This window comes from Bacillus sp. Marseille-Q3570, assembly GCF_946151055.1.
Lineage (GTDB): Bacteria > Bacillota > Bacilli > Bacillales > Fictibacillaceae > Pseudalkalibacillus.
The window spans coordinates 464815-485171 of record NZ_CAMGYZ010000001.1 but is presented as its reverse complement, the minus strand read 5'-3'; the positions used below and the strand labels follow the sequence as shown (position 1 = coordinate 485171).

The following is a 20357-nucleotide window of genomic DNA, read 5'->3' as shown; positions in this document are numbered from 1 at the left end:
TTACTATTTTACACTATTTTCGGACTTTTTTTAACTGTTGAAAAATTACTGTATTTATACGTATAATTGATGTAAGCGTATACAAAGAGAATACAATTGAAACAGTCAGGAGTGGAGAAAATGAACTTCGATTTAACAGATGAACAGAAAATGATTTACAAAATGATCAGGGAATTTGCTGAGGAGGAAGTGGCACCTGGAGCAGAGCAGCGTGATAAAGAGAAAAGATTCCCTGTTGAGATTTTCAAAAAACTGGGAGACTTAGGGATGATGGGTCTTCCATTCCCTGAAGAATATGGCGGTGGTGGCGCTGATACTGTCAGTTTCGCAATTGTAGTAGAAGAATTGAGCAGGGCATGCGGTTCGGCAGGGATTACATATTCTGCCCATATTTCATTAGGTGGCGCGCCATTACACATGTTCGGTACAGAAGAACAGAAAAAGAAATACCTTACCCCAATATGTACTGGAGAATCACTTGGTGCTTTTGGTCTCACTGAACCGAACGCTGGCTCAGATGCAGGCGGAACTGAAACGACTGCGGTTCAACAAGGGGACGAGTGGATCATCAACGGAAGCAAATGCTTCATCACAAATGCAAGCTACGCGAAAAATTTAGCGTTGACAGCAGTAACTGGTCGCAAGGATGGGGAAAAGGAAATTACAGCATTCATCGCAAGTACGGACTCACCTGGTTTCAAAGTCATCGATAATTATGAAAAGTTGGGTCTGAACTCATCTAATACAACTGAATTGATCATGGAAGATATCCGTGTACCTGAAGAGAATATGCTAGGCCAGAGAGGTAACGGGTTCAGACAATTCCTGATGACACTTGATGGCGGAAGAATTGGTATTGGTGCTATGGGAGTGGGCATTGCTCAAGCTGCATATGAAAAAGCACTTGCTTATGCCCAAGAAAGAAAGCAATTTGGAAAGACACTTTCAAAATTCCAGGCTACCCAATTCAAGCTTGCTGATATGGCTATGAAGATTGAATTGGCAAGGACGATGGTCTATAAAGCTGCTTGGTTGAAAGATCAAGGCCGCAAGTTCGCGAAAGAAGCATCAATGGCAAAGCTTTATGCATCTGAGATCTGCATGGAAGTATGTACACAGGCCATCCAGATCCACGGCGGTTACGGATACATGAAAGATTATCATGTTGAAAGATTTTATCGTGATGGAAGACTTCTTGAAATCGGAGAAGGAACTTCTGAGGTCCAACGTATGGTCATAGCAAGAGAATTAGGCTGTTGATTACTGCTCATATTATTTTAGGGTGACCCTTTGAAGATCAAGTGTTTCCGATCATGGGAGCGGATCTTGATGGATAGGGCCAGCCCTTCTTTAAATAAGTCTGATAATTTTGATTATTCACACTTTAAAAAACGGAGGTGCTCGGATGTATTTGAATAAAACGATTGGTCAATTATTGAAGGAGAACGCAGAGCGGTTACCAGAGCATGACGCAGTGGTCTACAGTAAAGAGGGAATCAGACATACGTATGAAGAATTCTATAAATTGACTGGTCAAGTTGCTAAAGCCTTGATGGCATTAGGGGTCAATAAAGGAGATCATATTGCTGCATGGTCGACGAACCGTTTCGAGTGGTTATTGCTTCAATTCGGCTCAGCACGGATGGGAGCTGTACTAGTTACAGTCAACACCAATTACCAGAAGAGTGAATTGGACTATTTGTTGAAACAATCGGATACGACGACCCTATTCATGATGGACAAGTTCCGAGATACATCTTACGTTGAAATTGTTCAATCAATTGTCGGTACGACAGGTAATAATGGTAGGGTGAAATCAAATGATCTCCCTAAGTTGAAGCAACTTGTTTTCATGGAAGAGCAAGAAACTGATGGATTAATTTCCTGGAAAAGCTTTTTGAAAATGGCTGCTTCGACTTCGGATGAAGAATTGAAGAAGCGCGAAGCAGAACTAGACCCGCATGATGTCATCAACATGCAGTATACAAGTGGTACAACGGGTTTTCCGAAGGGGGTCATGCTGACCCACCATAATATCGTCAATAACGGCTACCAGGTAGCAAATGCAATGAATCTATCAGAAAAGGACAGACTATGCATCCCAGTTCCCTTTTTCCATTGTTTCGGCTGTGTACTCGGTGTACTAGCCTGTGTATCCGTTGGTGCCACTATGGTTCCTGTCGTACAATTTGATCCCGAACTTGTTTTACAGACAGTTGAAAAAGAAAAATGCACAGGGCTGCACGGAGTACCAACAATGTTCATAGCAGAATTGAACCTTGAAAGTTTCAATGAATATGATCTTTCAACGCTAAGAACTGGAATCATGGCGGGCTCTCCATGTCCAATCGAGGTTATGAAGAAAGTCATCAATTTGATGGGAATGGATGAAATCACAATTGCTTATGGTCAGACAGAATCTTCCCCTGTTATCACACAAACACGCACAGATGATCCAATTGAAAGACGGGTCGAAACAGTCGGGAAGAAACATCCAATTGTAGAAGTCAAAATAATTGATCCAGTGACAGGAGAAGAAGTTCCGACTGGTGATCAAGGAGAACTCTGTACAAGAGGATACCTCGTGATGAAAGGGTATTACAATATGCCTGAAGCAACAGCACAGGCCATTGATTCAGATGGATGGCTTCATACAGGAGACCTTGCTACGAAGGATGAGGATGGTTATGTGAAGATCACAGGGAGACTGAAAGATATGATCATTCGTGGTGGAGAGAACATCTACCCACGTGAAATCGAAGAGTTTTTGTATACCAATCCAGCAATCATCGATGTCCAAGTGATCGGGGTTCCGGATGAAAAATATGGAGAAAAGGTTGCGGCTTGTGTGCAAGTGAAAGAAGGGGAGGGCGTTACAGAAGAAGAGATCCGCTCTTATTGTGAAGGGAAAATCGCACACTATAAGATTCCAGAATATATCTTTTTCGTAGATGAATATCCGATGACCGCTTCTGGAAAAATACAAAAATATAAACTGCGAAAAATGGCAGAAGAATTAAAAGATAATTCTATGAAAACTGTTTGATATTCACCAAGACCAGCAGTTAAAGGCGGGGGAATCGTGTCCAAATCATGACAAATGTCTCGTCCCTCCAGTTAAGACTTTCCTTCCTATGAATTTTAAAGTAAAATAGTAAATGGCTTGTTTACTATTACATAGGTAGGAAACACTAACAACAGTATCAACCTGCATCAAAAGGAGGATAAGAGATGAAAAGAAATCCATTGATTCCATTCGCCATTACTGCTGTTTTCGGCATTGCTATTATGATTGTTTTATCTGCTGTAGGTGTTAACGAAGCGAAAGAAAAGGCAGCTGGCGGCGGAGAAGAAGTGAAACCAGAGCAAATTGTACAACAAACCTGTACATCCTGCCATGGTCAAAACCTAGAAGGTGGTATGGGACCTGCTCTTACAGATGTCGGTTCTAAGTATAAACCAGAAGAGATAGCTGATATCATCCAAAATGGTAAAGGCCAAATGCCTGCTCAGTCTTTGAGTGCTGAAGAAGCCAAAGCAGTCGCTGAATTCCTGGTAAATGGCGGAAAAGAAGGCGGCGGAGAAGGCGAAAAGTAAAAAGAATAGTAAGATCATCTGTAAAGGTTGACTCTATGTTAATGTTTGGCGTACAAACATCAAGGGTCGCCTTTTTTATACTTAAAGAAAGTATAAAATACTTTCTTCAGTATAAGTGCAACTAAAGGCTCAGCCTGCGCCTAAGGCTTGGCTTTGTCAAGTTTTCTTTATTAAGCATATTTGATAGATACGAATAAAAACGGCTATAGTAGGACTGTATTTCAAAAGAATAGGTGAAAATATATGATAACCATTTCAAACCGATTAGAAAAAGTAACGACATACATACCGAAAGGTTCCATACTGGCTGATATCGGTTCAGATCATGCCTTCCTGCCTTGTTTTGCTGTGCAAAAAGGTATTATCAGCAAAGCAATCGCAGGAGAAGTGAACGCAGGGCCTTTCCGTTCAGCCTATAATCAAGTGAAAGCACTCGACTTAGATGAGAAAATCGAGGTAAGACTAGGAGACGGCTTAGAAGTGATCGACCCACATGAGGTTTCGGCCGTAGTGATCGCAGGTATGGGCGGCCAGTTGATCAGCAACATTTTAGAACGAGGAAAAGAACGTCTTCAGGGTGTTGAACGTCTTATTCTTCAACCGAATATGGGGGCTCGTTTCATACGGGACTGGTTGGAAAGAAATAATTGGAAATTGATTGGAGAATCGATTCTTGAAGAGGATGATAAAATTTATGAAATCCTCGTGGCAGAACCGTCCGATGTACAGGTTATCTTCAATGATACGGAAAAGTTGTTAGGTCCATTTTTAATGAATGAATGCAATAGTACGTTCGAAAAGAAGTGGAAACGGGAAAAGGAGAACTGGGAGAGAATTCTTATTCAACTGGAAAAAGCTCTACCTACCGAAGACATCCGTGAACGCAAAGCACTTTTAAAACAGAAAATCAATGCTGTAACGGAGGCGATAAAGTGAGTAAACAACATGCACACGCTCAAGAAATCATACAAAGGATTGATAAGCTTGCCCCAAAATGGATGGCAATGGAAGGAGATCCGATCGGCCTACAAGTCGGTTCCTTGCAAAAACGCGTAAAAAAAATCATGGTGACGCTGGATGTCATTGAAACTGTTATCGATGAAGCAATCCGTGAAAATGTTGATTTGATTGTTGCTCATCATCCTCTCATCTTCAAACCATTAAAGAAGATCGATCTTGATACTTCATACGGGCGCACGATCCAAAAGCTGATGAAGAATGATATAACAGTTTATGCCGCCCATACCAACCTGGATGTTGCAACGGGTGGTGTCAATGATCTGCTTGCGGATGCAATTGGTATGACAGATACAGTGGTGCTAGTGGATACGCTTGAAGATAAGCTTAAAAAGCTAGTCGTGTTTGTGCCGGAAACGAATGCAGATGACGTGAGAAACGCATTAGGAAAGGCTGGAGCAGGTTTTATCGGAAACTACAGCCATTGTACATTTAATACACCAGGGACGGGGACATTTTTACCGCACAAGGGAACCAATCCACATATCGGTGAACAAGGTAAAATGGAATTCGTCGACGAGGTGAAAATCGAGACACTCTACCCAGCAAGTATTGAAAAGGAAGTATTGGAAGCACTACGAAAATCCCATCCATATGAAGAAGTGGCATATGACCTTCTTCCACTTGAGAACCAGGGTGAATCACTCGGGATTGGACGAATAGGAAAGCCCAAAGATTCCATGACAGTCGGCGAACTTGCCGAAAAGCTTAAGGAAACATTCAATTTGAGCGGTGTCCGGGTAGTCGGTGATCTTCAAAAGCAAGTGAACAAAATTGCTGTATCCGGTGGGGAAGGAAATGACTTCATAAGTAAGGCGATGTTTAAAGGTGCTGATGTATTCATCACCGGAGACATCAAGTATCATTATGCACATGATGCATGGATGGAAGGCATGGCGATCATCGACCCCGGACATAATATCGAAAAAGTGATGATTGACGGGGTGGCCGACATATTGGACCGCTGGCTGACCGAAAAGAACTCTGGAACTGAAGTATATAGAAGTAAAGAACATACCGATCCATTCAAGTTTATCTAGCTGTGATTTTCTTACGTTGAAATCAAATTGTGCAAGATTAAGTTTTTTAACGTTTTGGAGCGGCAAAACATCCCAGAAAATTCAAGGTCAAAGACTGAAATAATTATAAAACCACTCAATAAAGTCTAAAGGCATACAAAAGAAGGGGCTGTCCCAAAACAATCGTGGGACAGCCCTGATGTATTATTTTTTTGCAGCTTTAACCTTCGGCAGGATTTTGCTGGATTTTACTTTTGGCTCTCTTTTCCAGGTTGTTTCATCCTCATGATCATATTGATCAAGGAACATGATGACTTCTTTCGTGATAGGTGTCGGCGTAGAAGCTCCTGCTGTAACAGCAACCGTTTCGACGTTGTCCAACCACTCGAGCTTAATTTCTGTGACATCTGCAATCCTGTGTGATGGAGTACCTGCAATCTCCCATGAAACTTGGGCGAGGCGGTTTGAGTTGTTACTGCGAGGGTCTCCGACGACAAGCAACAGATCAGCCTCAACTGCTTGAACCGCAACAGCTTCCTGACGGACCTGAGTAGCCTTGCAAATTTCTTCATGTACTTCGGCTTGTGGGTATTTTTCCTGGATCTGTTCAATAAGATGTTGGACATCCCACTGACTCATGGTGGTCTGATTCGTAATTAAAATTTTATCTGCTTTGATATCGAGATTTTCAACATCATTTTTATTTTCTATCAAATGGACGATATCAGGTGCGATCCCCATAGCTCCTTCGGGTTCAGGATGCCCTTTTTTTCCGATATAAGCGACATGATAGCCTTCTTCTTTCTTTTCTTTGATCAGATCGTGAGTGACTGTCACATCCGGGCAAGTCGCATCTATTGTATGAAGACCTTTTTCACGCGCAATCCTTCGGACCTCAGGTGAGACACCATGAGCTGTGAAAATAACGGTTCCTTCATTTACTTGTTTCAGTATTTCAAGACGGTTTGGACCATCCAAAGTAATGATGCCTTCTTCTTCAAAAGCATCGGTGACATGTTTATTATGAACAATCATACCCAGGATATAGATTGGCCTAGGTATTTCGGGGTCACTTGCAGCTTGTCTGGCGATGACCATTGCATCCACAACGCCATAACAATACCCGCGAGGTGAGACTTTGATTACCTTCATATAAAAGGTCCTCCTTTAATAACAAGCACTTCTCGCTTTATTATAAAGGAGGACCGATACCGTTGACAAATATATATCGTCTAAATATACAATTTTGGTACCGAATCGCGTTTAAGTGCTTGAGGCGCAGGTTTAACATGCTTCACATTCGGAATGGATTTTTTCTTCAGTGGCTTCGTCGAAGCTTTCTTTCCACTACTTGCTGACGTTTTCTTTTTTTTACTGCTTGTTGATGTTTTCTTTTTACCAGTGCTTGCGGCTTTCTTTTTACCAGTAGTGGTAGATGTTTTTTTCTTACTAGATGACGATTTTTTATTTTTGTCTACGGCATTTTTCATTTCATCTTTTTTATCTTCTTTCTCTTCTTCTGTTGAGTCAGAATTGGAAGAATAACTTTGGTATTCTTTCAATAGCTCCAGCATAGATGGTATGTTCTTCACCATCGGACCATACTGTTGTATGAATGGCCTGACAGTATCAGCCATTTTCATTACCTTTTGTGCGTTTTCAACCATACTTACGAGATTGAGTCCACCGCCTGGATTGGGTGAAAGAAACCGAGTCAAAAACCCGGCTGATCGTGCAGCGGGAAATCCCCCTCTGAATGGCATCATTTGTCCGAATGGCGACATGGGCCCAATCCCATAGGGTCCAAATCCGGGAGGCATACGGTACATTAAGATGCTCCTTTCTCCTACTATCGATAACTTTACAGAAAAGTGGTTATTCTGATAAACAAGATATGCGAAAAATGAATGATTGGTGTCCATCCAACAAAAGAATGGGTATATCCCCAAAAACATGGAGATTTTTCTCTGTATCCTCTATAATACTTAAAGTGGGAAATACAACTGAAGGTGATAATAGATATGAAAAATAATGTGTTTGAACAACGTTTCAAATTAAAACCGTTTTTATTTGAGGCACTAAGAAAACAGAACTTCGAACGTCCGACTGAGATACAAGAACGGCTTATTCCGAGCATCATCAAAGGGAATGATGTAATCGGTCAGTCACAGACTGGCTCTGGAAAGACACTTGCCTTTTTGCTGCCTATTTTAGAAAAAATCAATCCCGAGGTCCAAAAGGTTCAAGCCGTGATTACAGCACCAACAAGAGAACTAGCGAGACAAGTATATAATGAAGCTGTGAAACTAGTTGAAGATTCATCCATCGTTGTAAAGACTGTGGTGGGCGGAACAGACAGGAAGCGTATGGTCGATCAATTGAAATATGAACCACATGTGATAGTAGGAACACCTGGGCGTATAAAAGATGTCGTTGTCGAAGAAGGGATATCCATTTTCAATGCGGATATGCTCGTCGTCGATGAAGCTGACCAAATGCTCGATATGGGCTTTATAGAGGACGTAGATCAGATTGCTTCACGTATGGCACATGAATTACAGATGATGGTATTTTCAGCAACGATTCCTGAAAGCCTGAATCCATTTTTACGTAAATATATGAACAACCCGAAGCATGTTCATGTGAAACCTGAGGAAACGTCTCCGGCAGAAATTGAACATATTGCAGTTCCTGTACGACATCGTGATCGGATTCAATTGACAATTGATATTGCGAAAAAGTTCAATCCTTATTTAGCGATCGTGTTTGCGAATACGAAAAAAGATGCTGATGAAGTGGCAGATGCAATGATACAAGAAGGGTTGAATGTAGATAGGCTTCATGGGGATCTTCCTCCACGGACACGTAAGCATGTGATGAAACGGGTTGCGAATGCGGAGTGTCAGTATTTGGTCGCAACTGATTTAGCGGCTAGAGGAATCGACGTAAAGGGAGTAAGCCATATTATCCATTATCAAATCCCGACCGACCTCGACTATTACATCCATCGATCTGGACGTACGGGTCGTGCAGGTATGAGTGGTATAGCTGCTGTCTTATATGAACGAGATGAAATTGAAAAACTCGAGAAGCTCGAGAAAAAAGGTATTACCTTCGAACACAAAGATCTTAAGGATGAGGAATGGGGAACTGTGAACGTCCAGCGTACCCGGCCAAAAAAGAAATCTAAGGATCCAAACGATTTCTTAATGCCGAAGCCTAAGAAGGTCAAACCAGGCTATAAAAAGAAATTCCAAGAAAAAAAGAAGCAATTGAACCGTAAAAGAAAGAAATAGAGGGGGAGCAATACATGATTAAATTAGGATCACATGTTTCAATGAGCGGAAAGAAAATGTTGTTGGGTGCAAGTGAAGAGGCGATCTCCTATGGTGGGAACACATTCATGATTTATACTGGAGCACCTCAAAACACACGCCGTAAAGCAATTGAAGAACTGAATATCGAAAATGGCGTTGCACATATGAAGGAAAACGGAATAGAGGAAATCGTCGTACACGCTCCTTATATCATCAATATCGGGAATACGACGAAACCACAAACCTTCCAGCTGGGAGTAGATTTCTTGCGATCCGAAATTGAACGGACAGAAGCGATTGGTGCCAAACAGATTGTATTGCACCCTGGAGCCCATGTCGGTGCAGGCACGGAAGCAGGCATAAAAAAAATCATCGAAGGGTTGAACGAAGTCATAACTCCTGAACAGAATGTCCAGATTGCATTAGAAACGATGGCAGGAAAGGGCTCTGAATGCGGGAGGACATTCGAAGAATTGGCAGCGATCATTGATGGCGTAACTCACAATGAAAAACTCTCAGTGTGTTTTGATACATGTCATACACATGATGCCGGGTACGACCTTATTAATGACTTTGATGGCGTATTAAATGAATTTGATAAAATTATCGGGCTTGATCGGATCAAAGTCCTTCACATCAATGATAGTAAAAACGAGTGCGGAGCAGGTAAAGACCGTCATGAAAATGTTGGCTTTGGAAAGATCGGATTCGATACATTGAATTACGTTGTTCACCATTCACAGCTTGAGGAAATTCCGAAAATCCTTGAAACCCCTTATGTACCTGTTAATGGAGACAAGAAAAACAAGAAACCTCCGTATAAGTTTGAAATCGAGATGCTGCACGGGAAAAAATATGATGCAGAACTACTTGAAAAAATCGTCCAAGCATAAAGTTGATTTTTTTTTACTGAAATGACTTTATTAATTTCTGTTTAATTTTGAATGTAGCGAAATTTGCGCCATTACTGCAGGAAAATCGGGCAAAGCGAGACAATAAAGTATAACAAAGCTGTTGAATTGAAATAGAGAAATAAAATAAAAGGCTGACTCTGAAAAGTATACCTGTTAAACCGAGCCTATGTAATGGCGGGTTTTATCAGAAACTATGGAGTCAGCTTTTTCTTGCATTTTCATCGTACGATCGATTGAAACATAACCTTTACAGTCTGAGCAGTATGTGGGCCAACGACAGCCTCAATTTGTCTGATGATTCGTTCCCTTTGCTGAAGATCTGCCACATCAATCTTCTCTTTTCTCAGAATTCGAATGATCTGAACTGCTTGTGTGTCAGTTAACTGGATGTTGTATTGTGATGCTAATGCAGTCAATTCCTCAGCAGACAGATTGTTCAGTTTATGGTTGATCATTTGTTGTAGAAAAGGATTCATCCTCCGTTCCCCTCCTCTTTGCATAATGTATGAGGCTGGCAGAATTTGTGTGCTTGTATGTAGAGGTGAATATTGAATGTGAAAATGTTGATTTTTGCCGAGATATGTCTAGGGATTTATTGGTTGTTGCACTAGGTATTGGAAGGCATATTTAGTATAATAAATATACTATGTCAATTATAATCGGGGGCGTGCTATGCAATATTGTCAATCTGACAACACTTTTGCAGCCTTTCAACATATTATGAATGATCTTACGGACGATATATATCTACTAATCAAGCCGAATGGTTCGATTATTGAATCGAACAGTATTGCCCAAGAGTCTATTCTGAGCGTATCGAATACAAATTTCTATGACCTTTTCATAAAAGAAGATCAGCCTGCTGTTTTCAAGTTTATTGAAAATCTCAGCTCCAAGAATGCCTCTGAAGGGGTTTTTGATCATTATTCAAATGAGGAGAAGATGAAAATCAAGTATCTTGGAAAAATGGTCGATGATGAAATTGTACTTCTCGGGAAGTTTCTTGATAATCCAAACAAAAAGAAAGAGCATCATGAAATTGATTACAAAGAAATGTACGAAAAAGAACACGAGTTCCGTAAGTTCATGTTCCGCGAGCTCGAGATTGGAATTTTGACGATCAATGCTACAAATGAAATTGATTGCTGTAACGAACGGATGAAATTGTTCGTGGACTTAGATTCAGTCAATCAGTTGATCGGAAAAAATCTTTTTCAACTGGATCATAAGCATCCTCTTTTATCGCAAATGCGCGAGATGACCAGGGAAATAAGGAGTACAGAAATCGTCAATGAACGCTTCTATTATGAAGACGATTGCCTTTATCAAGTGAAAGGGATGTATTTTGATTCCGATGAGAGCATAAGGTTCGTTCTATATGATCGTTCACATCAACAGCGTTTTGAAAATCTTCTGATGTATAAAAAACAGATGGAATCTGTATCCCATCTGGCCGCTGGTGTTGCTCATGAATTGCGCAATCCATTATCTGTAATACAAGGATTCATACAATTGTCAGCTGTCACGAAGGATTTCACCAAATACTATGATACCGTATTGTCGGAACTATCCCGTATGAATGAAATAATTGAGGATTTTCTGTCTGTCTCAAGACGTAAGATGCAGAAGCAAAAGCAAAGGCCTGATCTTATTATCAAATCTCTGATCCACATCATTCAATCAGAATGCCTATTACATAATATTGTATTTGAATGGGATGTGGAAGAAGCTGATGGATATATAATGGTTAATGAATCAATGATCAAGCAGGTTGTTTTGAATTTACTTCGAAATTCGATCGAAGCATATACCAAACAACAAAAGAATCGACTGATCCAGCTCTATGGAAAGGGAAGAGATCATCATTATGAAATCACATTCAAAGATCAAGGGCCTGGTATGGAGCAGGCGGTATTGGAACAACTCGGGAAACCGTTCTTTACGACAAAAGAAAAAGGGAATGGAATAGGGATCCCTCTATGTAAAAAGATCATTGAAGATCACGGTGGGACATTTCATATTGACAGTAAGCTTGGGGAAGGGACTATGATAACTTTCCAACTGCCTTTCTTACCTGAAAAAAACAACTGACTCCGTTGGCTGTTTTTTCTTAAAACCCACCACTGATTTTTTACCAGGGGTGTCGAGAAACTTAGGGAAAGCCAGCCGTAAAATCAGAAAAAACGCAAGTGATTCCAAGATAGGAATTTACTTGCGTTTTTAGTTTATTTACCAGTTCACATGTAAAAATGGAAGACGAAATTCAATATGAATAACGATGCCATTACATACATGGTTCTTGGTACTTGTTTAAATTGTCCGACTGCCATTTTGATGATCGGGTAAACGATAAATCCGAAAGCTAGTCCGTCAACAATACTATAGGTCAACGGAATCAAGGCAATGATCATGAAAGCTGGAAAACTTTCTGTGAAATCATCCAGCGGAATGTATCGGATCGATTGCATCATGACACCACCGATAATGATCAGAATTGGTGCAATGGCAGCGTCTGGTATCCCAGTAAGGACGGGTATGACGAATATTGAAAAGATGAATAACAAACCTGCTACTACTGCTGTCAAACCGGTACGCCCGCCTTCAGCAATACCTGAAGCACTTTCTGCTGTTGATATTGTCGGACTTGTTCCGAAGAATCCAGATAAAACACTTGAAAATGCACTTGATTGGAACGAACGATCAAATTTTTCTGTATCTGGCAACATTCCATATAACAACCCCATATTTTCTACGATCAATATGAGTGCAAGAGAAAATGATGCAATCCAGAACTTTGTTGTCATCCAACTCGAAAGATCTGCGTTGAAAATCAAAAACACCGATTCTTCACCATAAGCTTTTGATTCCGGGGTCAGCCCGAAAACATAAGCTGCTATGGTGATGATGATGATTGAAAGGATGAATCCTCCTTTAATTCTCTTGACAAACAATGTCAAGCAGATCAACAGTCCTGCCAATGCCAACAGAGTAGATGGTTCACTCAGATCGCCCAGTTTTACAAATGTATCCGGACTTTTCTCGACAATACCAGCTTTTTGTAAACCGATAAATGCGAGGAACAACCCGATACCGACTGTAATTCCATGCTTTAGTGAGTCCGGTACTGAACGTGACAATAATGACTTGATCGGGGTGAATGCTGCGATACAGAAAAGTAAACCTGCCATTACAACTGCGCCAAGTCCTTCCTGCCAGCTCAATCCCATACCTTCAACAATCGTGTAGGTGAAAAAGGCATTAACACCCATTCCTGGGGACAATATTATTGGTGCATTTGCATATAACCCAATGAAAATGCACGAAATGATACTGACGAGTATTGTTGCCATTAAAGCTCCATAATAGGGGATTCCAGCATCAGCCAGAATTAATGGATTGACGATAATAATATAACTTATCGTAAAAAAAGAGGTGATCCCCGCAATCAGTTCCTTTTGTATCGTTGTACCGTGGTTAGACAACTGGAACCAATTTTCAATAAGTTGTTTCATCAATAACCTTTCTTTCTGAAATGATCCCTCTCCCACCCATGACATAATAGATATGCCACGATTGTTAATTATAGCGGATTTTTTAAGAGTTTCAAGTAAACATGATATAATAATTCTTGGATATACCATGAACTAACTGTTAAGGGGTGACCAATGGAACAAGTTAAACAACACAAAAAAGAAAGTATCCCACACTTAATTTATCGATTTGGCATGATCATTCTTGGGGCTGGTCTTGCAGCACTTTCAATCGAATTATTTTTGATCCCGAACCAAATCATTGACGGAGGCATCATTGGCGTCTCGTTGATTTTGGATTACCTGACTCCGTTGAACTTCGCCATATTAGTCATCGTTTTAAACCTTCCATTCATGTATTCAGGTTATAAACAGATTGGGAAGACATTTGCCATATCTTCCCTTGTAGGAATTGTGTTCTTAGCAATATTTGAGACGCAACTGCACCATTTTGAGCCTTTTACGAATGAGCTGATCCTTGCTACGGTATTTGGAGGATTGACCCTTGGAGTTGGAGTAGGCCTTGTCATTCGTCACGGGGGTTCTTTAGACGGAACGGAGATTTTTTCAATACTGATTACAAAGAAAATCCCTTTTTCAATTGGTGAAATCGTCATGTTCTTGAATATTTTCGTATTTGCCTGGGCAGGTTTCGTTTTCGGTCCTGAACGCGCAATGTATTCGATCCTTACATACTATATTGCCTTTAAAACGATTGACACGGTAATCCAGGGTCTTGATGAAACAAAAGCGGTCTTGATCGTCTCAGACCACTATGAGGAAATCTCAAGCGCAATCCTGGACCGTTTAGGACGAGGTACAACGAAGTTGATGGGGAAAGGCGGTTATACAGACGCCCAAAAAGAAGTCATCTATGCAGTTATAACAAGGTTGGAAGTGACCAAGCTTAAGAACATAGTATATGATATTGATAAACAAGCTTTCATAACAATCATGAATACCCAGGAAACGAAAGGGGCTAAATTCAAGTCTCCAATCCATTAACGATCGAACTGTAAAATAATGTATAAAACACTTTAGCTGCTTGTTTTCTATACCCTCATCGTCTATGATGAAAGGCGTGTGCCAAAATATCTAGACGGTGAGGTGTTTTTATGTTTAAGAATAAATGCTTTTTATCTATCTCAGCAGTGATATTATCGCTCATCTTAGCGATTTCTTATACACTTGTACAAAATCATGAACTGAAACGAGACTTGAAAAAAGAAAAAGAACAATCTCAAATGTTTGAGGCTGAACAAGATTATAAACAGATGGTTTCTTTTTATAAGCAAAAAAGCCAAGGCGGAAAACCTAAAGCAAGCGGTTATGAAATGATGATAGAGTCCAAAAAGCTTGCAAAGCAATTTACAAAAGCAAGTGATGGAAGATTCAAGGAAGAGTGGGGACGCTTCCTTGTAAGGGAATCGATGAAGAAAGATATCGATCCTTATATCGTGTATGAATTATTACGTGTAGAGACCGGGAACCAATTCGATCCTAAAGCAGTGGGGCCGGAAACGAAATATGGACGAGCTTATGGGATGGCTCAGTTCATGGAAAACACAGCACCCTGGATTTCAAAGATGGCTGGACTTGAATACAAAAGTAAAGAGCAGTTATTTGATCCACTTTACTCGATTCAGCTTGCAATCGTCTATCTGGATTATTTGCATTCCAAATATGATGATTGGGATAAAGCACTGACAGCATATCACCGAGGCATATATGGAATGGAAAAATACATTCAGGAAAAAGGACATGCAAAAAGTTGGTATGCTGAAGAAATACAACAAAAAGCGAAAGAACAGGAATTATTAGCTGTTACAAATTGATGATATTGGAAAGGCTGACTATAACCGTCAGTCTCTTTTTTTAGCTCCCATATTGTATTTGATTTGACCAAGTTTCTTTACAAATGAGATATTTTAGATATACTTAATAAAGTAAATCGGAATCATTCCTAATTTCATTCCATTATGTTTTTGAAAGGGGATTGCGATGAAATCATCTATCGTATCCATAAAAAACGTTACATTCAACTATCAAGAGCGTAAAGTTCTTGAAAATATAAATCTGGATGTTCCTGAGGGATCTTTCCTTGCCTTGCTCGGACCGAACGGCTCTGGTAAATCAACACTTATCAAGATGATCCTTGGGCTGCTACCATTACAACAAGGTTCGATCTTCTTATTTGGCCAGAATGTGAAGAAATTCAAGAAATGGCCAAAAATCGGCTATGTTTCCCAAAAAGCAAACAGCTTCAACAGTGGTTTTCCAGCCACCGTTTTTGAAGTTGTCTCAATGGGTCTTTTCGGGAAAGTAGGGATGTTTAAATTTTTGAAAAAACATCATAAGAAACGGGTTCATGAAGCAATTGAAATCGTCGGATTGCAAGATTATACGGATCAAAATATCGGCGAACTATCCGGAGGCCAGCAGCAACGTGCCTTCATCGCAAGAGCTTTGGTAAGTGACCCGCAGCTTTTGATTTTAGACGAACCGACTGTTGGTGTAGATGCTACCTCAGTAGAAAGCTTTTATGAATTGTTAAGAGAATTGAATCAGCAAAAAGGAATTACGTTGATTCTTGTTACACACGATATCGGACCTGTCACAAACCTTGTTACGCATGTCGCGTGTTTGAATAAACAATTGCATTTTCATGGTGATACCCATGAATATGAAGATTTTGATAACCGTCAACTTTCATCCTTCTATGGTCACCCCGTCCATATGATGGATCACAAGCATTAGAGGAGTGCACTTATATGATCCAAGATTTTTTACAATATGACTTTATACGAAATGCCGCTTTGGTCGGTCTGATGATCGGTTTTCTTGCGCCTTTGCTTGGTGTATTCATCGTCGTGCGAAGACAAGCATTGATTGCAGACGCATTGTCACACATTACACTGGCAGGGATAGCTGCCAGCTTATTGTTGAGTAAACAAGTCATTGCTTTTAAAATGTTGAACCCTGTATACATCGGAATGGCTTTTTCAGTAGCAGGGTCAATTTTGATCGAGCGGCTGAGGAAAGAATATAAGCACTATCAAGAGCTTGCGATTCCCATCATTCTCTCTGTAGGAATCGGTTTGAGTGTCATTTTCATCTCATTAGCGAATGGCTTTAATACAGACTTATTCAACTATTTGTTCGGAAGTATCATTGCAGTTGGAACCTCGGATGTGTGGATGGTCTTAACCATATTGATAATCGTCGTGATTTTGGTTTTCGTTTTTTATAAAGAGCTATTTTTACTTTCTTTTGATGAAGATCAAGCACAAGTATCCGGAATCCGCTCACGTTCCATCCATTTCATGTTCATGGTGATGGTGGCATTGGTTATTGCAGCTTCGATGAGAATTGTCGGCATTTTACTTGTTTCATCCCTTATCACGTTACCTGTCGCCGCAAGCATCCGGATTTCGAGAGGGTTCAAACAGACGATATTCATTGCAATTCTTTTTGGGGAAACCTCTGTAATAGCGGGACTTGTGTCAGCTTACTATTTTGATTTAGCTCCTGGTGGTACAATAGTAATATTAGCGGCATTGATTCTTGTACTCGTGATTCTCTGGAAAAAATTCAGATTTTCATCTGGAACGAATAGAAAAGTGGGGGAAGAAGCATGAATGTAAGTGAAGCTCTCAAGATCCTCAAAGAAAATGGTTATAAATATACGAGTAAGCGTGAGATGTTTTTAGAGCTTTTTTCAAATGAAAGACGTTACTTGACGGCGAAAGATGTACTTGAGTACATGAAACCATCTTTTCCTGGACTCAGCTTTGATACGATTTATCGAAATCTTTCCGTTTTTACTGAATTAGGAATTGTTGAAGAGACAGAACTGGACGGAGAAAAACATTTCAGGTTTTCTTGCGCGACAAAAGGACATCATCATCATATTATTTGTCTTCAATGTGGTAAAACAAATGCAATCGAAGCATGTCCGATGAATGATATAACACCTGATGGTTTTGTCATTACGGATCATAAATTTGAAATATACGGTTACTGTCAGCAATGTCAATAAAATCTTTCATGTTTTGATGGAAAATGTGGCATTCTAACCTCTAAGGAGGAGATTAGAATGCCAGAAGTAAAATGTAACGTAGCAAACTGTGTATATTGGGCTGAAGGAAACAACTGCCATGCGGATGCTATTTTGGTTGAAGTGGACCAACATGCGAATGAAAATTACGATATGTCCGCATCAGGAAATTTCGTCGATGACGCTTTACACAAAGACAAAGCGGAACATGTTGCAGAAACTTGCTGCCATACGTTCCGTCCTAAGCATTAATCTTTTTTGAAATCCATCCAACTGTTTTGGATGGATTTCTAATTTTGCGGACCAGAGTACGATTCAAACCACTGGAATGTGTCGAAAACCATCAAATGTTAATAAAAGTGAAAATATGAACATTTATAATGGGAAATGTTCAATATATGCCGGGAAATGTACATAACCAAAACCTTTCTTCAAAAAACTTTTCGTATTTTATCAAATCTTCCCAAAACTGAATATGCTGTACAAAAATTCCCAACCGTTGATGTTATTAAGGTTAACAATCATTGACATCATGAAAGCCTCAAGTATGACCAATAATAAGAAGGCTCCTCCACTTTTGAAGAAAGAGAGGGATCCTGATGGAAAATCGATACGATCGTGAAAACGAAAATCACCGAGAGTATGAAGAGGATTTCATGGAAGAAACAGCAGCAGAGGTTCTCCCTCTACCTGAGCAAGAACGCGTAATGGATAAAGGACGCGAAGATCAAGATTTGTACAACGAAGTTGAAAATGGAGAAAATACTGAGGGGCGTGGCATGGGGATATTCGCCATTGCTTTATCGATTCTCTCCTTATTCTTCCTTCCTGTTTTATTAGGTGCCGCAGGCATCATTGTAGGATTTTTTGCAAGAAGACGAGGAGCACGTACGCTTGGGAACTGGGCAATCGGACTTGGTATCGCTTCAATAGTGATCAGTCTGATATTTGCTCCATTCTTTTAGTGTCGAAACGAAGGCAGTTCACCCTGCCTTCGTTTTTACATTTTAGTGCAAGAGCAACAACGTTTGCGAAAACAGCCAAATTTTATTGTTGATAAGAATCATTTTGTTAATAAAAGAAATCATTTGGATTCATGTATCTTCTTCTTATAAAATAAATACATATGATAATGATAATCAATTTGAGGTGATCCTTATGGATATAATCGAAGCGATCAGAACAAGACGGACGATAGGAAAGGTTACGGATCAGGTTCCTGATAAAGAATTGATCAAGACAATTCTTGAAGCAGGGACATGGGCACCTAATCATTATCGGACGGAGCCATGGAATTTTATCGTTCTGAGTGGTCAAGGTAGGGATATTCTAGGAAGGATATATGGAGAAATCGCAGTTGAGGAGTTGACCGATCCAACAGAAAAGGAAATTGAAATAGCCAAAGAAAAAGGGATGAAGAAAGCAAGGAGAGCACCTGTAATCATTGTCATGGTAATGGAACCCAGCGACCAAGAAAAGGTTGTATGGGTTGAGGAAATAGCTGCTTGTGCGTGTGCTGCACAGAATATGATGCTTGCTGCTCATTCATTGGGGCTTGGATCAATTTGGCGGACGGGGCAGCCAACTTACACCCAGAAAATGAAAGAAGCATTCAGGGTCTCGGAAAAAGGGCAGATTATGGGGTTTTTATATATTGGATATCCAGCTGCGAAACCGAAATCTTCTCGGCGAAAATCAATTTCAGAGAAAACGCAATGGTGGGATGGAAAATAACTAGTACTAAAAAAAGAGCCGTTTGAGACGGCTCTTTTCATGTCTTGTTTATACTTGTTGTTCTGCTTCTTCTTTTGCTTTTTTCTCGTGATATTCCTTTGCTAACTTATCGACTTCTTTTTTCAATTCATCAACCATCGTATCTTCTGGAATTTTCCGGATGATTTCTCCGTGGCGGAAAAGAAGACCTTCACCGCGTGCCCCGGCAATGCCGATATCCGCTTCCCGTGCTTCACCTGGACCGTTGACTGCACATCCCAGAACAGCGACTTTAAGTGGTGCTTTGATTTTCGAAATATACTCTTCGACTTCATTTGCAATCGAAATCAGATCAATTTCAATACGGCCGCAAGTAGGGCAAGAAATCAAGGTTGCTGCATTTGATGCTAAACCGAAAGTTTTCAACAATTCGCGAGCGACCTTCACTTCTTCAACCGGATCTGCACTTAAGGAGATACGCACTGTATTTCCGATTCCTTTGTGCAGTATAATGCCAAGTCCTGCAGCACTTTTCACTGTTCCCGCAAACAAAGTACCCGATTCGGTGATTCCTAAATGCAACGGATAATCAAATGCTTTTGAAGCTTTTTCATACGCCTCGACAGCTAGATTGACATCAGATGCTTTCATCGAAACAATGATGTCGTGGAAATCCAAATCCTCAAGGATTTTAATATGGCTTAAGGCACTTTCAACCATTCCGTCTGCAGTGGGATAGCCGTATTTTTCTAGGATTTTACGTTCTAATGATCCAGCGTTGACACCAATACGGATTGGAATTCCTTTTTCTTTCGCTGCCTTCACGACAGCTTCCACCTTTTCTTTTCGTCCGATATTACCCGGATTGATCCGGATTTTATCTGCTCCACCTTCGATCGCTTTTAGTGCGAGCTTATAATCGAAGTGGATATCAACTACCAAAGGAATGTTTATTTGTTTTTTGATGTCAGCAATTGCTTCCGCTGCTTTCATATCAGGACAAGCAACACGAACGATCTGGCAGCCTGCTTCTTCTAAACGGTGAATTTCTTTGACTGTTGCTTCTATATCATGTGTTTTTGTTGTCGTCATACTCTGGACAACGACTTCATTATTTCCGCCGATAGTCAGGTTTCCGACTCTTACAGGTCTTGTATTCGTACGGTGAGTAATTTCACTCATGTATATATCGC

General features: G+C 40.3%; 21 protein-coding genes. 16 read left to right on the top strand and 5 right to left on the bottom strand.

The features are described from left to right. Positions 1-120: 120 nt before the first annotated feature. From N8M93_RS02525 to N8M93_RS02505, 5 genes are all read left to right on the top strand, one after another. The gene (locus tag N8M93_RS02525) at positions 121-1260 is read left to right on the top strand and encodes an acyl-CoA dehydrogenase (RefSeq protein ID WP_261129516.1); all 1140 of its coding nucleotides are present in this window, start codon (positions 121-123) and stop codon (positions 1258-1260) included. 145 nt (positions 1261-1405) lie between these two features. Continuing rightward, entirely contained in the window at positions 1406-3046 is a 1641-nt protein-coding gene (locus N8M93_RS02520) for an AMP-binding protein (protein WP_261129515.1), read from the top strand. 185 nt (positions 3047-3231) lie between these two features. Further along, positions 3232-3597 carry a cytochrome c550 gene (gene cccA, locus N8M93_RS02515; protein ID WP_261129514.1) on the top strand — a complete coding sequence of 122 codons (366 nt, stop codon included), beginning with the start codon at positions 3232-3234 and terminating at the stop codon, positions 3595-3597. 243 nt (positions 3598-3840) lie between these two features. Then, positions 3841-4533, top strand: coding sequence for a tRNA (adenine(22)-N(1))-methyltransferase TrmK (locus tag N8M93_RS02510; protein WP_261129513.1), 693 nt, complete (start codon positions 3841-3843; stop codon positions 4531-4533). Beyond that, positions 4530-5654, top strand: coding sequence for a Nif3-like dinuclear metal center hexameric protein (locus N8M93_RS02505; protein WP_261129512.1), 1125 nt, complete (start codon positions 4530-4532; stop codon positions 5652-5654). Before N8M93_RS02510 ends, N8M93_RS02505 begins: the two co-directional genes overlap by 4 nt. A gap of 183 nt (positions 5655-5837) precedes the next feature. On the opposite strand, the gene N8M93_RS02500 is transcribed toward N8M93_RS02505, so the two are convergent. Then, the gene (locus tag N8M93_RS02500) at positions 5838-6785 is read right to left on the bottom strand and encodes a 4-hydroxy-3-methylbut-2-enyl diphosphate reductase (RefSeq protein ID WP_261129510.1); all 948 of its coding nucleotides are present in this window, start codon (positions 6783-6785) and stop codon (positions 5838-5840) included. Positions 6786-6865: 80 nt separating this feature from the next. Then, positions 6866-7462 (bottom strand): YqfQ family protein, encoded by a 597-nt coding sequence (locus N8M93_RS02495; protein ID WP_261129509.1) that lies wholly within the window; start codon positions 7460-7462, stop codon positions 6866-6868. Positions 7463-7654: 192 nt separating this feature from the next. Here N8M93_RS02495 and N8M93_RS02490 point away from each other — a divergent pair, with 192 nt between their 5' ends. Continuing rightward, on the top strand, positions 7655-8929 hold the full coding sequence (locus N8M93_RS02490) for a DEAD/DEAH box helicase (protein ID WP_261129508.1): 1275 nt from the start codon (positions 7655-7657) through the stop codon (positions 8927-8929). Positions 8930-8943: 14 nt separating this feature from the next. After that, the gene (locus tag N8M93_RS02485) at positions 8944-9843 is read left to right on the top strand and encodes a deoxyribonuclease IV (protein ID WP_261129507.1); all 900 of its coding nucleotides are present in this window, start codon (positions 8944-8946) and stop codon (positions 9841-9843) included. Between the two features lie 239 nt (positions 9844-10082). Here the strand turns inward: N8M93_RS02485 and N8M93_RS02480 are convergent, their stop codons facing one another. Then, positions 10083-10340 carry a DUF2624 family protein gene (locus N8M93_RS02480; RefSeq protein ID WP_221565611.1) on the bottom strand — a complete coding sequence of 86 codons (258 nt, stop codon included), beginning with the start codon at positions 10338-10340 and terminating at the stop codon, positions 10083-10085. Positions 10341-10536: 196 nt separating this feature from the next. Here N8M93_RS02480 and N8M93_RS02475 point away from each other — a divergent pair, with 196 nt between their 5' ends. Next, complete coding sequence (locus N8M93_RS02475) at positions 10537-11955, top strand: nitrogen regulation protein NR(II) (RefSeq protein WP_261129500.1); 1419 nt, start codon at positions 10537-10539, stop codon at positions 11953-11955. A gap of 146 nt (positions 11956-12101) precedes the next feature. Here the strand turns inward: N8M93_RS02475 and N8M93_RS02470 are convergent, their stop codons facing one another. After that, positions 12102-13376 (bottom strand): NCS2 family permease, encoded by a 1275-nt coding sequence (locus tag N8M93_RS02470; protein ID WP_261129499.1) that lies wholly within the window; start codon positions 13374-13376, stop codon positions 12102-12104. Between the two features lie 153 nt (positions 13377-13529). On the opposite strand from N8M93_RS02470, the gene N8M93_RS02465 reads away from it, so the two are divergent. The 8 genes from N8M93_RS02465 (at position 13530) to N8M93_RS02430 (ending at position 19185) form a co-directional block, all read left to right on the top strand. Beyond that, positions 13530-14399, top strand: coding sequence for a YitT family protein (locus tag N8M93_RS02465; RefSeq protein WP_261129498.1), 870 nt, complete (start codon positions 13530-13532; stop codon positions 14397-14399). 110 nt (positions 14400-14509) lie between these two features. After that, positions 14510-15229, top strand: coding sequence for a lytic transglycosylase domain-containing protein (locus tag N8M93_RS02460; RefSeq protein ID WP_261129496.1), 720 nt, complete (start codon positions 14510-14512; stop codon positions 15227-15229). Positions 15230-15395: 166 nt separating this feature from the next. Beyond that, positions 15396-16151: a metal ABC transporter ATP-binding protein gene (locus tag N8M93_RS02455; RefSeq protein WP_261129495.1), complete on the top strand. Its 756-nt coding sequence runs from the start codon at positions 15396-15398 to the stop codon at positions 16149-16151. 14 nt (positions 16152-16165) lie between these two features. Then, entirely contained in the window at positions 16166-17032 is an 867-nt protein-coding gene (locus N8M93_RS02450; protein WP_261129494.1) for a metal ABC transporter permease, read from the top strand. Beyond that, the gene (locus N8M93_RS02445; protein WP_261129492.1) at positions 17029-17433 is read left to right on the top strand and encodes a Fur family transcriptional regulator; all 405 of its coding nucleotides are present in this window, start codon (positions 17029-17031) and stop codon (positions 17431-17433) included. The genes N8M93_RS02450 and N8M93_RS02445 overlap by 4 nt, the downstream gene beginning before the upstream one ends. Positions 17434-17490: 57 nt before the next feature. Further along, on the top strand, positions 17491-17703 hold the full coding sequence (locus N8M93_RS02440) for a DUF1540 domain-containing protein (RefSeq protein ID WP_221565600.1): 213 nt from the start codon (positions 17491-17493) through the stop codon (positions 17701-17703). A gap of 347 nt (positions 17704-18050) precedes the next feature. Next, positions 18051-18416, top strand: a complete 366-nt coding sequence (locus tag N8M93_RS02435) for a DUF4190 domain-containing protein (RefSeq protein WP_261129491.1) — start codon at positions 18051-18053, stop codon at positions 18414-18416. 193 nt (positions 18417-18609) lie between these two features. Continuing rightward, positions 18610-19185, top strand: a complete 576-nt coding sequence (locus tag N8M93_RS02430; protein WP_261129490.1) for a nitroreductase — start codon at positions 18610-18612, stop codon at positions 19183-19185. Positions 19186-19233: 48 nt separating this feature from the next. On the opposite strand, the gene ispG is transcribed toward N8M93_RS02430, so the two are convergent. After that, a complete protein-coding gene (ispG, locus tag N8M93_RS02425) occupies positions 19234-20346 on the bottom strand; it encodes a flavodoxin-dependent (E)-4-hydroxy-3-methylbut-2-enyl-diphosphate synthase (protein WP_396125347.1) in 1113 nt (370 codons plus the stop codon). Positions 20347-20357 lie beyond the last annotated feature (11 nt).

Excerpts from the sequence above, each read along its gene's own strand:
- N8M93_RS02440 (WP_221565600.1), top strand. The coding sequence starts at position 17,491 with ATGCCAGAAGTAAAATGTAACGTAGCAAACTGTGTATATTGGGCTGAA.
- N8M93_RS02455 (WP_261129495.1), top strand. The coding sequence starts at position 15,396 with ATGAAATCATCTATCGTATCCATAAAAAACGTTACATTCAACTATCAA.
- N8M93_RS02520 (WP_261129515.1), top strand. The coding sequence starts at position 1,406 with ATGTATTTGAATAAAACGATTGGTCAATTATTGAAGGAGAACGCAGAG.
- N8M93_RS02435 (WP_261129491.1), top strand. The coding sequence starts at position 18,051 with ATGGAAAATCGATACGATCGTGAAAACGAAAATCACCGAGAGTATGAA.
- N8M93_RS02450 (WP_261129494.1), top strand. The coding sequence starts at position 16,166 with ATGATCCAAGATTTTTTACAATATGACTTTATACGAAATGCCGCTTTG.
- cccA (WP_261129514.1), top strand. The coding sequence starts at position 3,232 with ATGAAAAGAAATCCATTGATTCCATTCGCCATTACTGCTGTTTTCGGC.
- N8M93_RS02445 (WP_261129492.1), top strand. The coding sequence starts at position 17,029 with ATGAATGTAAGTGAAGCTCTCAAGATCCTCAAAGAAAATGGTTATAAA.
- N8M93_RS02500 (WP_261129510.1), bottom strand. The coding sequence starts at position 6,785 with ATGAAGGTAATCAAAGTCTCACCTCGCGGGTATTGTTATGGCGTTGTG.
- N8M93_RS02460 (WP_261129496.1), top strand. The coding sequence starts at position 14,510 with ATGTTTAAGAATAAATGCTTTTTATCTATCTCAGCAGTGATATTATCG.
- N8M93_RS02480 (WP_221565611.1), bottom strand. The coding sequence starts at position 10,340 with ATGAATCCTTTTCTACAACAAATGATCAACCATAAACTGAACAATCTG.
- N8M93_RS02475 (WP_261129500.1), top strand. The coding sequence starts at position 10,537 with ATGCAATATTGTCAATCTGACAACACTTTTGCAGCCTTTCAACATATT.
- N8M93_RS02430 (WP_261129490.1), top strand. The coding sequence starts at position 18,610 with ATGGATATAATCGAAGCGATCAGAACAAGACGGACGATAGGAAAGGTT.
- N8M93_RS02495 (WP_261129509.1), bottom strand. The coding sequence starts at position 7,462 with ATGTACCGTATGCCTCCCGGATTTGGACCCTATGGGATTGGGCCCATG.
- N8M93_RS02485 (WP_261129507.1), top strand. The coding sequence starts at position 8,944 with ATGATTAAATTAGGATCACATGTTTCAATGAGCGGAAAGAAAATGTTG.
- ispG (WP_396125347.1), bottom strand. The coding sequence starts at position 20,346 with ATGAGTGAAATTACTCACCGTACGAATACAAGACCTGTAAGAGTCGGA.
- N8M93_RS02465 (WP_261129498.1), top strand. The coding sequence starts at position 13,530 with ATGGAACAAGTTAAACAACACAAAAAAGAAAGTATCCCACACTTAATT.
- N8M93_RS02490 (WP_261129508.1), top strand. The coding sequence starts at position 7,655 with ATGAAAAATAATGTGTTTGAACAACGTTTCAAATTAAAACCGTTTTTA.
- N8M93_RS02470 (WP_261129499.1), bottom strand. The coding sequence starts at position 13,376 with ATGAAACAACTTATTGAAAATTGGTTCCAGTTGTCTAACCACGGTACA.
- N8M93_RS02510 (WP_261129513.1), top strand. The coding sequence starts at position 3,841 with ATGATAACCATTTCAAACCGATTAGAAAAAGTAACGACATACATACCG.
- N8M93_RS02525 (WP_261129516.1), top strand. The coding sequence starts at position 121 with ATGAACTTCGATTTAACAGATGAACAGAAAATGATTTACAAAATGATC.